The organism is Parapedobacter koreensis (assembly GCF_900109365.1).
Classification (GTDB): domain Bacteria; phylum Bacteroidota; class Bacteroidia; order Sphingobacteriales; family Sphingobacteriaceae; genus Parapedobacter; species Parapedobacter koreensis.
Window position 1 is genome coordinate 25,772 of record NZ_FNZR01000006.1, and the last position, 14,329, is coordinate 40,100.

A 14,329-nucleotide genomic window follows, 5' to 3' on the forward strand; every position below is an offset into this window, starting at 1 on the left:
TTCCAACTTTACATTAGTCTTCTTCGCCTTTGATGACAAATACAATATTCATGAAAGACATGGGGGTGCCTGGGCCGATTACCCGGTAACTTAGTACCCCGTTGTCATCGATACTTAGGCTGCCAAACACATCTTTATCGTAGTAAGTTATATAATAATGGAGATCCGTTGCTTGAGGTAAAAATGGTATTTCATCCGGAGCACTTGGGTTTTTTACCATATCAGGGTCACCATCTCCTGTGAATTGGTCTATGTATTCTTGATAGAGATTTCGGGTGCGTGGCGGGCCGGTTGGGTTTGGAGTAGAGGTATCAAATACGACTGATGGCATGTAAAAGAACCGCACAAATTTGTTGGACGAGACTGATTTGAGTACACCGTTTGTTGGGTTGACCATCACAATGCGGTCGTCGTCAGGATCACCAGCCTGTAGGCCAGTGATGGCTAATGTGTTGTCTTCATCGGTGGTGATTTCGGTAGGCTTGGTAAGGTCACCGCCGAGCTTCACATGTCCTTGTGTATCTTCATAGTCTTCATCTGTTTCGATGTGCAGGCCATTGGAGACCGTGATATCTACTCGTACCCATTTTGTGCCATTATTACTATAAAATCCAGGTGTCACTGCGGTGGCGCCCGTGCCGTTTATCGCCGTGTTGTAGACGAGCATCCCGGCAACGTGTTCACCCAAAGGATTCGCCAGATTAGTGGCTTGTAGTGCAAGCCGCGGCAAGAGCAGCCCTTTATCGGTCGCCGTCAGGTCGATGACCGAATTAGGATTGGGGTTTGCTGTACCAAACCCTTGTTGGGCGTGAGCGGCATGAAGCGGTCCTAAAGAGAACAGAAGTATACCAAAACACTTGATTGCTGTTTTCATTGTATGTCTATTTGCATTCATCTTGTCCGATGACGTTAAATCCTACTGATTACCCACCACCTCGTTCCGTCAAACTGTACCGTCCAGCCTTGATAAGGGAGTGTGCCGGTAATGGTGTTTTGCCCGTCAATGGTGGTGCCGTTACCATTAATGATGACCTCATTGTTGGATGTGTCGATTTTCTTGATGGTGTATTTTTTACCGGTTTCCACATCATCAGGTAAGGTGATGGTGATATCGCCTCCTGTGGCATTTACCAATATTGTTTCGTCGGTTGCTATGGCCTCGTAATTGGAGTCTTCCTCTCTGATGGCACTTGGGATAATGGCCGGAATGGTTTTCAGCACGCCGTCACCGTCGACCACGACGATTCTGTCTTCAGTTTCATCGCCGGGTTGTAGGCCGGAGATGGCGAGGGTGTTGGTGGCGGTTGTGGTGATTTCTGTTTCTTCAGTGAGTTCGCCACCGAGTTTTACTTCATGAGTGGTAGCATCGATTTGTAGACCGTTAGTCACCTTTGGGGTCACATCGATTGTTGCGATGATGTTGTCCTCGTTGTCGAGGAAGTTGTAGACGTTGGCTGCTGCGTCGAATGCGACCTCCACGGTGCGGACGTCGAACTGCACGTCGGAGCCGTCGTTGTTGGTGAAGGTGTATAGCCCGTCGCCCTCGTCGGTCAGGTCTGCCTTTGATACGGTGGCCAGCACGTTGCCCTCGGGGTCGGTCAGGGAGAATGAGCCGTCGGTGTTGTCCACGAGGTCAAGGTCGCCGAAGGCAGCCTTCAGCTCGTCGATAGCCTCCTGCACGTCGGTTGCCGCCAGTCCGCTGGCGGTGTTGTCGTAGGCGATGTTCGAGGCATTGAGGTCGATTGTTGCGATGATGTTGTCCTCGTTGTCGAGGAAGTTGTAGACGTTGGCTGCTGCGTCGAATGCGACCTCCACGGTGCGGACGTCGAACTGCACGTCGGAGCCGTCGTTGTTGGTGAAGGTGTATAGCCCGTCGCCCTCGTCGGTCAGGTCTGCCTTTGATACGGTGGCCAGCACGTTGCCCTCGGGGTCGGTCAGGGAGAATGAGCCGTCGGTGTTGTCCACGAGGTCAAGGTCGCCGAAGGCAGCCTTCAGCTCGTCGATAGCCTCCTGCACGTCGGTTGCCGCCAGTCCGCTGGCGGTGTTGTCGTAGGCGATGTTCGAGGCATTGAGGTCGATCTTTTGCTCGATGCCCAATGAATTTGTATAAGTAAGAATACCAGTGGAAGCATTGTATGTCAGCCCAGTCTCATTAAGCGGAATCGTCAATACCGTCCCATCTTCAGCGGTATACGTGAGCGTATTCGTCGGTTTATTATATGTCAACCGCCCTACATCAAGGCTAAATGTATGGGTGACCTTATCTTCGTCTATGTAGGTGAGCACGTGCGCGTTGGCATCGTATGACAGCACGGTCACGGTTTCTAACCGGTCGATAATGTCCGAAAAGTCAAATTCCTCAAGTGCGCCCAAGGTATTGACATACGCAAGAACGCCCGAAATCGGATCATAAGAGAGCGATGTATTATTTAATGGGATGGCTACCGATATGTTTTCTTCATTGGTATAGGTAAGTGTGTTGTTGGTATTGTTGTAGGTTAGTTCGCCGACATTGAAGTCAAACGTATGCGCTACCCCGTCCTCGTCGATGTAATCAAGCACATGTGCAGCACTGTCATAATCCAAAGCGGTAACGGTCTCCGTCGCCTTTACCACTTCTTCTAAATTGATCACTTGTGCTTCATCATTACCATCTATGAAAGAAAGTTCGTACGTGACCGGATTGTAGTTTATAGGCTTGATATCATCCATCGCCGCAACCAAGACCCAGCGGGAACCATTATTGTAGTATATGCCAGGTACTACATCATTAGTGGTAGCCGTATTATATACCATCATACCCACACGATGCTGCGACAACGGAGCAGCATCATCCGTGCGGCGCAATTGAACCCGGGTGTGCAATAGCCCCTTGTTATTGCTTTCCAATTCCAATAATGCATCTTTATTGGGAAGCACGGAACCGGGAATGGTATTATCCCTTACTTTTTGTTGGGCAAATGTGGTGGCAGGAGCAATAAAAATAAATAGCAATAATACGAGCAGGCGTACTTTATTATTCATAGGTGTGTTGATTATTGGAGGCCAGTCACTTTAAGTCACAGACATCCTTTTTTCCAGGTTGAACATGTTGCCGGTTGAAATATGCTGATACAACGATTTTTAATGCGTTGTTATCTGTTTACGCTGATACAAGGGTGTGGTAGTGTATAAAATCATAGTGTAAGATGGTAGATAAGCCGATAAAGATGCAAAGTTTTTGGGGACAAGCCAACAAGAACTATATAATTTTTTCATTTTTTGTTAATTAATTGTTTTATAAAAAATTTCATATATTCTTGCTCGTTCCATCAACCCGAGTTTGGTTTTACCTTTGACGGCAGCATGGGGTTGGTCATTACGGGAAATGTAATATGTATCAAGTGGTCTTCTACTTCTCCGCCTGTGGCAACATTGATGGGAGACGAGACTTCGCTCCAATTAGAACCATAGCGAAGCCTTATGTACGTGTTTCTAATCACCCGGTTTTGAGGAACAGTCCATATAAGCGTTGCTATTCCATTGGGATTAGCTGGGGCATTTGTCCATACAAATTCGTCGGCGTCAAATGTGCCATTGAGGTTGAAATCTATCCATCCGGTGACATAACCGTTTGCTTCTCCACTATAGGGGATATCTATGCTTAGGATGTCCCCTGGCATATAATGGTGTTCATAATAAATCTGCTTATAAGTACTGGGCCAGGCATCTTCTTCATTGGATGGTACGGGAGCGTTATCATCACCAAGAGCATCTTGGCTATGTAGGGGGCCATTATCTGCATCTGGCCCCGTGCTCCCAAGATAGGTAGATGCGGCATATTCCAACGCTCCTGGGTGATAGCTTGCTGTGTTTAGATTCACCGTCTGGCCCACATCAATTCCGTCATCTGTAAGAACCATCCCTTCAAAAAGATGCAAGGGCGCGCCATAGGATTGTGGAGCATCACCACCATCAGCATTGATGGTTAGTAGGCCTAAAGCAAGGGCCGTAAGCCCTTCGCCTTTTAAGGTCACGTCAAAAGAGACTTCATAACCGTCTCCATAAGCCGATTCATTGAAGGCTAAAAATGAAACAGCAGCTGTATTGGAATTGGTGCCCCTGAGAAAATTGATCCGTTGCCGGCTAGTCCCCGGTTCATTGGTTTTGCTCACGTCGTAGGTTCTATCAGTGACAGCGAGATTTTTTTGTAGTTCCACAATTGTCCATTTACCATCGGCAATCACGTTGAAATATTCGTTGGGATGCAACGATTCTGCATCTCCAAGAACCAGGCCTGCAAGTCTCACCGGTGCTCCGTCTAAAGTTGCCCTGCACGTTACGGTAAAACTTGCCCTGCCTCCTACCGTTGTGTTTCGGATTCCATTAACGAGATCATTCGCCGAGCCCGTACCGCCGATGTTGTAAAGATCATCCATATAGTCACCCGTCCAATTGCCGGGCGCATAGCTGTTAATTCCTCCATCACGAAGGTTGCTAATGAATGCTTCTACGCAGAGGTACCTGCCACTACCCAGCGGGATAGAAGCATAGGACGCTGAACCATTGCCTAACGGGCGGTCATGCCAGCCATAAGGATGTGCACCAATTTGACTTAGATTGGTAGTACCCCACGTCAGCCACAGTACATCGCCGATATAGGGGCTCGAACCTCCAGTGGCATAAGCGGCAGTGGTTGGTTGCCCTGGGAAACATTGCCCTTGGCAGACGAAAGGGATAGCTAAGTATAAAAAAAGAGCTGTATGTAATAATAGTAATCGTTTACAACTCATAGGTAATGTTGTTCATGATTCACGATAAGCGTTATCCACCAAACTGCCAATATTCCTTTGAAATAGGCATTTTGATGTTTAATTAAGTAATTATGCGACGGTAGTTACTGATATTTTGCTGCATGTTTATGTTGATATAGACATAGCATTCACAGGCTTGATAAAGATGCGAAGTTTTTGTGGACGTGCAAATGAACAACATATTAATTTTTTCAGTTTTTTGTAAAAATTGCCTTTCTCACAAGAATGTTGCTCGAAAAAATAAATAATTCGACATATAGACGTACAAATGCTGTGTGTCGTTGTTTGCATGCAAAAGTTTGGCTACCTTCGCTTGGTAAAGCAACGATGATATAGCTTTTGGTATTCACTTGAAAACAACCGTCGCAAAATTAATCTCCACACTTGGTCATCCGTTTTTGACTGTACCGGTTTTTGCTGTTTTTTTACTTTTCAGCACGGAATCACCGTCGCAGGCTACCTATCTTTCATTGCTGATTGTGGGTGGCATTTTTGTGCCGATTGGATTGAGGACCCTTTGGGGTGTACGGAGAGGGACGTATACCAACCTGGATGTATCTGATCGGGTACAGCGGCAAAAATGGTTTATCGCCACTACGCTATTGCTGCTGGCAGTTACTGTCATTATTTGGGTCACCGATCAAGATCGTATGCTGCGGCTTGCTGTAGCTTGTTCGTTGGTTTTATTGGTGCTGGCGCAGGTGGTCAATAGGCGAATAAAAGCGTCAATGCACTTGGCTTTCCATGCCTTTATTGGTTTTTTAATCCTTCATATCAACGTTGTAGCAGGGATAATTTTTTTGCTGTTTGCTCCACTGTTGGCTTGGTCAAGAATACACCTGAAACGCCACGTGTGGAAAGAAGTAGTGGTAGGCATGGTATTAGGTACTATCCTCGGTGCGGTATTTTGGTTGCTGAACTAATGCCTACAAGCTTCCTCTGGCCAATTTGGTGACAATGGGAAGGTCTGCGGCGGCCCAGTCAAGGCGGGGAAGTGCAACCGGTAGCAACCACCGATAATCGATGTGTTCGGTAAGCCGCAAAGTAGCTATGCTTATTGCAGAGCAAAGATAGCTTGATAAAGTGATATGGAAATGGGGATAGGCATGAAAGACCGTATGATACAGCTTGCCCACGTGGATATCCAAAGACAATTCCTCCCATAGCTCACGCCGCAGCGCAGTTTGATGTGATTCATCGGCTTCTACCTTGCCCCCGGGAAATTCGTACTTGTAGCTGACATAGCTATATTTCGCTATGCCCTTTTGCACACAAAGGATATGTTCCTCATGTAGAATGATGGCGGCGACGACGTGGTAGTGCGGTATGGACATCGTCAAATATACTAAATCAATCGTATGACCTCGGTTTCGGGCGTGATGGCTAAGCCGTTTGTGTGTTTCAGTAGGTTGAGCCCTGGGGTCTTGCCGCTTTCCAAAGAACCATAGTTATCAGCGATGCCTAGGAATTCTGCACCATTGATGGTTGCCCATTTGATGGTTTCTGTGAAAGGAAGGTTTGGAAAATGTTGGTGTATCGTTTTGAGTTCGGATAGGATACATAGTCGATCATTGGAGGCGAGGCTATCTGTACCTAACGTGATCTTGTGCCGGTAATGGATAAAATTTCCAATTTTTGGCAAGGCATTCTCTATGTATAGGTTGGCGTTAGGGCAAAAACACCACGTGACGTTTCTACCCTGGCGTTCTATGAAAAAGATGTCTTTGGAAGAGGTATAGGTATTGTGAACCAACAGTGTGGGGGTTTCGCGGGATAGATAGGGCATGAAGGTCTGCAACGAGTTTCTTGCTTGGGCTTTGAAGCCGGTGATGTCTTTGCCTAAAGCCTCGTAGAAATCCAGAAACTTGCCATTTTTGTATCGGAATAACCGATTTTCTTCTTCACTTTCCTGATTGTGTATGCTTAAGGGCATTTGTTGTTTCGTAGCCTCGTCATCCAGTAGTTTGAATAATTCTTTCGATACTGAATAGGGTGCATGTGCGGTAATGGATGTGGTCTTTTTATCAAACTGATTGGCAATGATGAACGCATCGGCCAATTTTTGGTTGGCCAGCTCGGGTTCAAACCCCAGTACTTCTACAAAGGTGTGGTAGTGAATCCTGCTTTCTGCTTTTATAGAAGCGGAGATGGCTGTATTGGCATGGTCGCCTACGGCTACAATGCCATGCTCGTGAAGTTGCTTATCTGCAGCTTTCATTGCTTTTTGAACTAGACGCTCCTCTGCAGCGCGCATGGAGATGACTTGCTGCAAAAAGGGCACTAATCCAGTGTGCTTAGGGATGACACCCGCCATGTGCGACAGTTCCAGGTGACAATGGGTATTTATAAATCCGGGAACGATAATACCATCATATTTGTCTATTGTTTTGCCAGATAGTGCAGGATTGCCTGGTGTATGAATACCACAAATGACCCCATTGTCTGTCACCTCGACGATGCCGTTCTTGACGGCTTCCCCAATGGCTGGTAATACATAATCCGCAGAGAAAAAAAAATTCATAGTAGTGTTTGGTTTTCATGTTTAACGGTCATCAATTAAACCAAAGCATTTTGCCTTTGTAGTGCCATGACCCACGAACATCAGGTTGATACAGCCAATTAGATATAGCGTCATTCAGGCTAGGTTTAATTTGAAGAACACACAACCGCAAAGATGTGTTTTTTTTAGGGCCTAACCAAATACTCGAAGAAAAATAGCCATAAAAAAGCTGTATCTTTGTGGCATGGTTGGTGTTAAGGCAAAAATCGATATCCGCAAACTGACGCTTGAGCAACTCCGTGAACATGTGGGGGCTATGGGAGAGCAAGCCTTTCGGGCCAAGCAGATCTATGAATGGCTCTGGCAAAAGTCGTGCACGGATTTTGACGAGATGAGCAATCTGGGCAAGCCGCTACGGGATAAACTTAAAGCTGTATTTACCATTAATGCAGTAAATGTGCGACGGGCCCAACGTAGTGCAGATAGCACCATAAAGAGCAGTTTTGTGCTATACGATGGCAATATTATCGAGGGTGTGCTGATTCCAGCGCCAGATCGAATGACAGCGTGTGTGAGTTCGCAGGTGGGATGTAGCCTGACGTGCAAGTTTTGCGCCACGGGTTATATGGATCGCAAGCGCAACCTTAACGCGGATGAGATATACGATCAGGTGGTGCTCATCAGCAAGCAAGCGCACGAACACTATGGGCAACCACTCACCAATATCGTTTATATGGGGATGGGCGAGCCTTTGCTTAATTATGCCAATGTACTTGCTTCTGTAGCCCGTATTACGGCTCCCGATGGGCTGAATATGGCAGCAAAACGTATTACGGTATCTACGGCCGGTATCGCAAAGATGATAAAAAAGTTGGGTGACGACCAAGTACGTTTCAACTTGGCTTTGTCATTGCACGCAGCTAACGATCGCAAACGCAATGAAATCATGCCCATCAACGAACAAAATTCGTTACGTGCGTTGGCCGAAGCATTGAAGTACTATTATGCTAAAACGAAGAATCCGGTTACCTACGAGTACATTGTGTTTAATGGCTTCAACGACGACTTGGCTGATGCACAGGAACTGGCGGCATTTTGCAAGCATTTGCCGTGTAAGGTCAACATTATTGAATATAACCCGATAGCCTTCGCCGATTTTGAGAATGCCTCTGAAGATAAAATAGATAAGTTTGCCGATTTCCTCCGGCAAAAGGGCATCATCACCAATATCCGCAGAAGTAGGGGCAAAGATATCGATGCTGCTTGCGGACAATTGGCTATCAAGGAGGTGGCAAGCCCGGCAGTTTGATTGCTTGCCTATGATCATCAAGCAATATTTTAAAGATTTTATAGCACTCTTTTTCCCACAGACATGCGTGGGATGTGATGCGCCGCTTGTCCGTGGTGAAGATCTCATCTGCACAACTTGCTGGTACCATATGCCTTATACGCATGGACACAAAGACGCACGCAATGTGAGTGCGCGGCAGCTTTGGGGAAGGGCTCAATTGGAGGCCGTGGCTTCTTATATGTATTTTCTTGATGCTTCGCGCGTCCAACAGCTATTGCATCAGCTCAAATATCGCAACCGCCCTGAAATAGGTGTGCTCATGGGTACAAAATATGGTGAAATACTTAGCGCAACGGCACCGTTTAATCAAATTGACATCATCGTGCCGATACCCCTGCATCCGGTGAAGCTTCGCAAAAGAGGATATAACCAAAGTGTTTTTTTTGCCCAAGGGCTTTCATCATCCATGCAACGACCTGTTGTAGCACATTGTGTGGCGCGCCATCGGGCTACAGAAAGCCAAACGCAAAAAAACCGCTACGAACGGTATGAAAATATGTTGGGGACATTTATGGTGAGCGATCCGGGCATCGTGACCGGAAAACACATCTTATTGGCGGATGACGTCTTGACTACCGGAGCCACGATTGAGGCCTGTGCTACCGTGCTGTTGGATGCTGGAGCGGCCAAGGTGAGCGCCGTCACTATCGCCAAGGCCGTATAATACCACTTGGTCATATGCTGTGAACGACGTCTGGCGAAGAACAGGGGGGCATTTGCATCCTTTGCGGAAAATACCGCATGAGGATACTAAAGAAAGGATCATCATTCCTAGCAAAAGACGAAAAGGTGGGTACTTGATGTGTTTCATTTTTCGATACGGTTTCTGTATTATTTTGAAACTTGAGTCCGGTAGGTGTTGTGTAGCAGGAGGTAAGCAAATACACCCATGCCTGTACCCACCGTATCCGCAAACAAATCCCAAGCTTCAGCCGAACGGTAGGTAAATATTTTCCATTGCAGGTATTCGGTTAGCAACGCAAATAAAGAAGACACCATGACGACCCTTATGGAGATGTTCCATGAAGGTTTTGATGTGCCTGTTTTCCGGATTGCTCCATAATACAGTAGCACGGTGAAAACGAAGAAAAAACCGGTATGCACCAGTTTATCGATCCCCGGAAATTTTGGGATGCTATCTGTGTTTTCTGATGGTATGCTGCACAGTACCAAGATGATTACAGCCCATAGTATTGCCCAAAGATAATGTCTCATGTTGTAAAGCTGGAGAAATACGGCACCCAGCGTCCAATGCCGTATTTCTTTATCCTTGCCTAGTGTACTTTAGCCAGCTACTTGAGCCTCGTAATCTGTCGCAGAAAGCAGCCCTTCTACATCTGCGGGGTCATTCAGTTTTATCCGCACTAACCAGCCCGCTCCGTAAGGATCTTGATTGACCAACTCCGGTGAATTGTCGATTTGTTCGTTTACCGACAGGACTGTGCCGGTGACTGGCATAAACAGATCGGATACGGTTTTTACTGCTTCTACCGTGCCAAAAACATCGTTTTGGGCCACCTCATCGCCAATCGTATTGATATCAATAAATACGATATCACCCAACTCCCGTTGAGCAAAATCGGTGATGCCAACAACGGCTTCTTCACCTTCCACACGAATCCACTCGTGGTCTTTCGTGTACTTCAAATCTGTAGGAAAAGTCATTAAATTATATTTTGCTATTTATTCATTGTACAAACATGCTCGCCTATTGATGGATGAATGCTGGCATGTGGGCATGGATTAAAATTTCCTCAAAAATAGAATTATATGATGAAACCACAAAATACCATTACCTTTATCCTATCGTGAATAAATACATCAAGAAGCTGTATGCCATCGGTAATAAAGAAGAACGGTGGATCGTCGGCCTGATGTCGGGTACATCAATGGATGGCTTGGATATCGCGCTTTGCCACATCATCGGCAGTGGTAATACTACTGCATTGGAGGTCGTTCGGTTTGTCACGAAGCGCTATCCGGATGAGTTCCGCAGTCGGGTACGGGAAGTTTTCGCCAAACGAAGCATAGACCAGCAGGTACTCTGTGGATTACACGCGTGGGTTGGCCAAATCCACGGTGCCCTGGTCAATGAAGCATTGCGTGAATGGGGAGTTGCTCATGCGGACGTTGATCTGGTCGCTAGCCATGGCCAGACCGTTTTTCATGCGCCCCGGTCGCTTACCGACAATACCAGCTATCCTAATAGTACCTTGCAAATCGGTGATGGCGACCATGTGGCCGTGACGACGGGCATTATCACGGTGTCTGATTTCAGGCAGAAGCATGTCGCGGCTGGGGGCGAAGGTGCCCCTTTAGCCGCGTATGGTGATTACCTGTTGTTTGCAGATAAGCAGCAGACGCGCATCTTGCTTAATATTGGAGGCATTGCTAATTTTACGTTACTGCCTGCTACAGGGAGTGGGGGTGGTAGTTTCGCCACGGATGTGGGGCCTGGAAACACGTTGATGGATCAATACATGCAGGCAAAGCTGGGCATGGAGTTGGATAGCGATGCTGGCGTTGCGGCTACGGGGGCGGTCAATGACCAGTTGCTTGCAGCCCTGCTGGACCATCCGTTTTTTGGTATGCCTTTTCCTAAAACCACAGGCCCCGAATTGTTTAATCTCCAGTACCTCGCCGATGCGCAGCGTGCATCGGCTACCGAAGGGCTATCGGTGAATGACGTGATGGCCACCTTATGTGCTTTTTCGGCATCAGCAGTCGTGTCTGCTATTCAGCAAGTAGCATACCTGCATGGGCATCCGGCGGTATACGTAAGCGGTGGCGGGTTGCATAATCCGCTGCTGATGCAGGGGATACGCAAAGGGCTGGACGATATCGTGGCACTGCCGTTTGATGCACTAGGGCTGCTGCCTGATGCGAAAGAAGCCGCGCTTTTTGCCGTGTTGGCCAATGAAACCGTCGCGGGCGATGCCGCAAACGCGTCGGCCATCCAGGATTCACCAGCTGTATGCATGGGCAAAATTAGTTTTCCGGAATAGCACCTCGCTATTCTTCCCCGAGCGCTTCATGCAGGAACAGCTTGAAACCATACATCCGGTTGAATGCTTGGAGCACCTTGTTCAGTCCGTCGGCATTCAACAGCTCCTCATCTGGCAATGATTCGAACGCCGTGAAACTCTTCAGTTTGATAAACTCAATGTAGGGATTGTCTTCATCAAAGCCCGCTGGGGGTCTTTTGAGCTTGTCTTGAATGTCCAGCTGGCAATGGTTTTTAAATGCAGGTTCGGCCAATAATTGCAACAGGCGATCTCCACTGTAATCGATTTCCTGCCTGATGGCTGCCAGGTGTTCTTTTTCGGGCCGCCAATATCCTCCTGCTGCAAAACTATTGCCGGGCTGGATGTGCAGGTAGTATTCGGGGCCATTCAGTTTGCGCCCTGCGGTAGATATTCCCGCACCAAGCCACGTCTTATAGGGTGTCTTGTCTTTGCTGAATCGGGTATCACGATATATTCTAAATAGGCATTTGGATACCGGAATGTCTTCCGAAATGTACCGGTCGGTCTGGGCAAGCCCCTTGATAACCGCTTCGGTAAAATCCTTCATGTTTTGCCAAGCGTGCTCGTACGCTTCGCGGTGAGTTTGGAACCATTCCTTGTTGTTGTTTCCCTTTATCCCTTCGAGAAAACCAAACGTTTCCGGATGTATATTCATGTTCGTAATGTATCTTTGATGGCTATCATCAATGTCATAAAACAATTTTGAGGAAGGCGACCACGGCTGGTGCAGCAAGGAGCAGCCCGTCAAAGCGATCGAGTAGACCCCCGTGCCCAGGCAGTACCGAGCCTGAATCTTTAACGTGCTGGCTACGTTTGAGCATTGACTCCACCAAATCCCCAAATGTACCAAATATGGAAATAATAAGGGCTATTCCTATCCATTGCCAAGTAGCTAATAGCGGGAAATAATGTGCCAATACCAAAGATGCGACCAAGGCCAGTATAACTCCCCCGGCCAGGCCCTCCCATGTTTTTTTAGGTGAGATGCGTTCGAAGAGGCGATGTCTACCAAAATACCTTCCCACAAGATAGGCACCGGTATCATTGCCCCAAAGGATGAGCATGAAACCCAACGGCAGCCGATAGTCATAGGCGGTGGTTGTTGCAAAGCCTAACGTAAAAAACGATACGAAAGGTAGGATGACATAAACGACGCCCAATAACGTGTAAGCAATGTCTGCAAACGGTTTCGCTTGTTTTTGGTACAGGGAGGTGATAAATACGGCGGCGGTCAAGGGGACGATCAGCAGCAGGTAGGTTACTGGCAAGCTTCCTAAGCAATAGGCGGCGTATAGTCCAAACGAAAGTGCCCCAAGTACCAATCCACCGAGCCGGTTTGGCCTGCCTGTTTCATCGGCGATAATCCGGTAAAATTCATTGAGGCAATAGCTGCTTAGCACGACAAAAAAGATGGTGAATACATATCCGTTCAACACGATGGAGGCAAGCACAACGATGACAAAAAAGAGGGCGGTAATGGCTCGTACTTTCATGGTTCTTAAGCTTCGTTGTCTCCTTGTCCGATTTTGGACATCAAATCCCGTGCAAATGCCTCTTTTGACTCATGCACATACAATTCGACTTGCCCAAAACGGTAGGACGAGTCTTGTTTGTTGATGACCACTGCGGGCACACCGTGTTCCTCAAGCATTTGCTTGGTGATTTCGGCTTGGAAGGTATTTGTAGTGACCAAAAGTTTAGTCCAATGTTTTTCCATAATGTTGTGTGTTTCCTGTTGTAGCCGTTTTATGGTATTGGTATAATAAAACAACGGTAAGCACAAAGCTAAGGAAATAAAAATATGTAGGAATTTGTGTGCTTAAGTCCATTTCATCAAGCGATTTGCCCTGCCGCCGCAGATAGAAGGCCGATAGGGTGGCTGAAGCATTGTTGAGAAAATGGGCTAATATGGGCAGCCAGATATTCTTGCCCCAAAACAATAAATATCCAAACAGGGCACCAAGTAGCATCCTGGGTAGAAAACCATAGAATTGTAAGTGTATGGCGCTGAATATAATAGCTGATAGCCAAATGCTTGCATGCGGGTTCCTGAGCCAGCGGGTTAGTATCCCTTGCACGCAACCCCGGAATATAAATTCTTCGCCGATTGCGGGGATGACCGCCACGACAATGAGGTTGATACATAATCCCCAATACGTGGTATCAGCAAGCAATTGGTTAGTGAGCCTTTCCAATTCGGCTTCTTTGGCTTTCATCCAGTTTTCTATTCCTGCGAAGACCTCGGGGAGCTCCATTTGCTCATTTAGCTTAATAGCTTGTTCAAATATAGGGGCGGAGAAAAACATAATGCCGATGATGATAAACCACAGCATTGGGTTTACCGGTGCTCTGAAATCGAGGTAATGGTATCGCCGTTTCTCAACGGTACGCATCAGCAAGGCAGGGACGACGAACATACCAAAGCTGGATACGGCTTGGACAATCTTGAGAAAATCGGTATTGGTAGTACTGCCGGATAAGAGGCTTCCGATACCTGCGGAAGAATCTGTAGCAGCCAAGCCGATGAATATAGCGAGCACCCCGAAAATGATGGCTCCGGCAAACACCAGGGTCAATAATAGGATCAAGGATACCATCGGGTGATTTTCTCCATGCTGTTGGACGCCTTTAGAAAATGTATTGTATTCGGTCATTGGTA

General features: G+C 47.1%; 15 protein-coding genes. 4 read left to right on the top strand and 11 right to left on the bottom strand.

The annotated features are described in order from the left end of the window. Positions 1-13: 13 nt before the first annotated feature. From BMW65_RS14865 to BMW65_RS14875, 3 genes are all read right to left on the bottom strand, one after another. Positions 14-874 carry a hypothetical protein gene (locus BMW65_RS14865; protein WP_090606550.1) on the bottom strand — a complete coding sequence of 287 codons (861 nt, stop codon included), beginning with the start codon at positions 872-874 and terminating at the stop codon, positions 14-16. 35 nt (positions 875-909) lie between these two features. Next, positions 910-3,024 (bottom strand): autotransporter outer membrane beta-barrel domain-containing protein, encoded by a 2,115-nt coding sequence (locus BMW65_RS14870; protein ID WP_090606552.1) that lies wholly within the window; start codon positions 3,022-3,024, stop codon positions 910-912. 287 nt (positions 3,025-3,311) lie between these two features. Next, positions 3,312-4,772: a CshA/CshB family fibrillar adhesin-related protein gene (locus BMW65_RS14875; RefSeq protein WP_090606553.1), complete on the bottom strand. Its 1,461-nt coding sequence runs from the start codon at positions 4,770-4,772 to the stop codon at positions 3,312-3,314. A gap of 371 nt (positions 4,773-5,143) precedes the next feature. Between BMW65_RS14875 and BMW65_RS14880 the strand changes: the two genes are divergently transcribed. Further along, entirely contained in the window at positions 5,144-5,716 is a 573-nt protein-coding gene (locus BMW65_RS14880) for a phosphatase PAP2 family protein (RefSeq protein WP_090606555.1), read from the top strand. A gap of 3 nt (positions 5,717-5,719) precedes the next feature. Here BMW65_RS14880 and BMW65_RS14885 read toward each other — a convergent pair whose 3' ends face one another. After that, positions 5,720-6,127: a (deoxy)nucleoside triphosphate pyrophosphohydrolase gene (locus BMW65_RS14885; protein WP_090606556.1), complete on the bottom strand. Its 408-nt coding sequence runs from the start codon at positions 6,125-6,127 to the stop codon at positions 5,720-5,722. Positions 6,128-6,138: 11 nt separating this feature from the next. Next, entirely contained in the window at positions 6,139-7,314 is a 1,176-nt protein-coding gene (locus tag BMW65_RS14890; RefSeq protein ID WP_090606557.1) for an amidohydrolase family protein, read from the bottom strand. Positions 7,315-7,537: 223 nt separating this feature from the next. Between BMW65_RS14890 and rlmN the strand changes: the two genes are divergently transcribed. Continuing rightward, a complete protein-coding gene (gene rlmN / locus BMW65_RS14895) occupies positions 7,538-8,602 on the top strand; it encodes a dual-specificity RNA methyltransferase RlmN (RefSeq protein ID WP_090606559.1) in 1,065 nt (354 codons plus the stop codon). A gap of 10 nt (positions 8,603-8,612) precedes the next feature. Further along, positions 8,613-9,308: a ComF family protein gene (locus tag BMW65_RS14900; RefSeq protein ID WP_245747653.1), complete on the top strand. Its 696-nt coding sequence runs from the start codon at positions 8,613-8,615 to the stop codon at positions 9,306-9,308. Between the two features lie 167 nt (positions 9,309-9,475). Here the strand turns inward: BMW65_RS14900 and BMW65_RS14905 are convergent, their stop codons facing one another. Both BMW65_RS14905 and gcvH read right to left on the bottom strand, forming a co-directional pair. Further along, complete coding sequence (locus BMW65_RS14905) at positions 9,476-9,859, bottom strand: VanZ family protein (RefSeq protein WP_090606560.1); 384 nt, start codon at positions 9,857-9,859, stop codon at positions 9,476-9,478. Between the two features lie 69 nt (positions 9,860-9,928). Beyond that, positions 9,929-10,309: a glycine cleavage system protein GcvH gene (gene gcvH / locus BMW65_RS14910; RefSeq protein ID WP_090606562.1), complete on the bottom strand. Its 381-nt coding sequence runs from the start codon at positions 10,307-10,309 to the stop codon at positions 9,929-9,931. Positions 10,310-10,452: 143 nt separating this feature from the next. Here gcvH and BMW65_RS14915 point away from each other — a divergent pair, with 143 nt between their 5' ends. Further along, positions 10,453-11,649 carry an anhydro-N-acetylmuramic acid kinase gene (locus BMW65_RS14915; protein ID WP_090606888.1) on the top strand — a complete coding sequence of 399 codons (1,197 nt, stop codon included), beginning with the start codon at positions 10,453-10,455 and terminating at the stop codon, positions 11,647-11,649. Positions 11,650-11,656: 7 nt separating this feature from the next. Here the strand turns inward: BMW65_RS14915 and BMW65_RS14920 are convergent, their stop codons facing one another. From BMW65_RS14920 to BMW65_RS14935, 4 genes are read right to left on the bottom strand one after another with little or no spacing between them, the layout of a single operon-like run. After that, positions 11,657-12,325, bottom strand: coding sequence for a DUF2461 domain-containing protein (locus tag BMW65_RS14920; protein WP_090606890.1), 669 nt, complete (start codon positions 12,323-12,325; stop codon positions 11,657-11,659). Positions 12,326-12,359: 34 nt separating this feature from the next. Continuing rightward, positions 12,360-13,163, bottom strand: coding sequence for a phosphatidate cytidylyltransferase (locus BMW65_RS14925; protein ID WP_090606563.1), 804 nt, complete (start codon positions 13,161-13,163; stop codon positions 12,360-12,362). A 5-nt stretch (positions 13,164-13,168) separates the two neighbouring features. Further along, positions 13,169-13,387, bottom strand: coding sequence for a putative signal transducing protein (locus tag BMW65_RS14930; protein WP_090606565.1), 219 nt, complete (start codon positions 13,385-13,387; stop codon positions 13,169-13,171). Continuing rightward, a complete protein-coding gene (locus tag BMW65_RS14935; RefSeq protein ID WP_177181144.1) occupies positions 13,368-14,324 on the bottom strand; it encodes a CPBP family intramembrane glutamic endopeptidase in 957 nt (318 codons plus the stop codon). Before BMW65_RS14935 ends, BMW65_RS14930 begins: the two co-directional genes overlap by 20 nt. Between the last annotated feature and the right edge of the window lie 5 nt (positions 14,325-14,329).

Coding starts and splice junctions, on each gene's coding strand:
- BMW65_RS14930 (WP_090606565.1), bottom strand. CDS start 13,387: ATGGAAAAACATTGGACTAAACTTTTGGTCACTACAAATACCTTCCAA.
- BMW65_RS14875 (WP_090606553.1), bottom strand. CDS start 4,772: ATGAGTTGTAAACGATTACTATTATTACATACAGCTCTTTTTTTATAC.
- BMW65_RS14925 (WP_090606563.1), bottom strand. CDS start 13,163: ATGAAAGTACGAGCCATTACCGCCCTCTTTTTTGTCATCGTTGTGCTT.
- gcvH (WP_090606562.1), bottom strand. CDS start 10,309: ATGACTTTTCCTACAGATTTGAAGTACACGAAAGACCACGAGTGGATT.
- BMW65_RS14885 (WP_090606556.1), bottom strand. CDS start 6,127: ATGTCCATACCGCACTACCACGTCGTCGCCGCCATCATTCTACATGAG.
- BMW65_RS14870 (WP_090606552.1), bottom strand. CDS start 3,024: ATGAATAATAAAGTACGCCTGCTCGTATTATTGCTATTTATTTTTATT.
- BMW65_RS14920 (WP_090606890.1), bottom strand. CDS start 12,325: ATGAATATACATCCGGAAACGTTTGGTTTTCTCGAAGGGATAAAGGGA.
- BMW65_RS14905 (WP_090606560.1), bottom strand. CDS start 9,859: ATGAGACATTATCTTTGGGCAATACTATGGGCTGTAATCATCTTGGTA.
- BMW65_RS14865 (WP_090606550.1), bottom strand. CDS start 874: ATGAAAACAGCAATCAAGTGTTTTGGTATACTTCTGTTCTCTTTAGGA.
- rlmN (WP_090606559.1), top strand. CDS start 7,538: ATGGTTGGTGTTAAGGCAAAAATCGATATCCGCAAACTGACGCTTGAG.
- BMW65_RS14935 (WP_177181144.1), bottom strand. CDS start 14,324: ATGACCGAATACAATACATTTTCTAAAGGCGTCCAACAGCATGGAGAA.
- BMW65_RS14900 (WP_245747653.1), top strand. CDS start 8,613: ATGATCATCAAGCAATATTTTAAAGATTTTATAGCACTCTTTTTCCCA.
- BMW65_RS14890 (WP_090606557.1), bottom strand. CDS start 7,314: ATGAATTTTTTTTTCTCTGCGGATTATGTATTACCAGCCATTGGGGAA.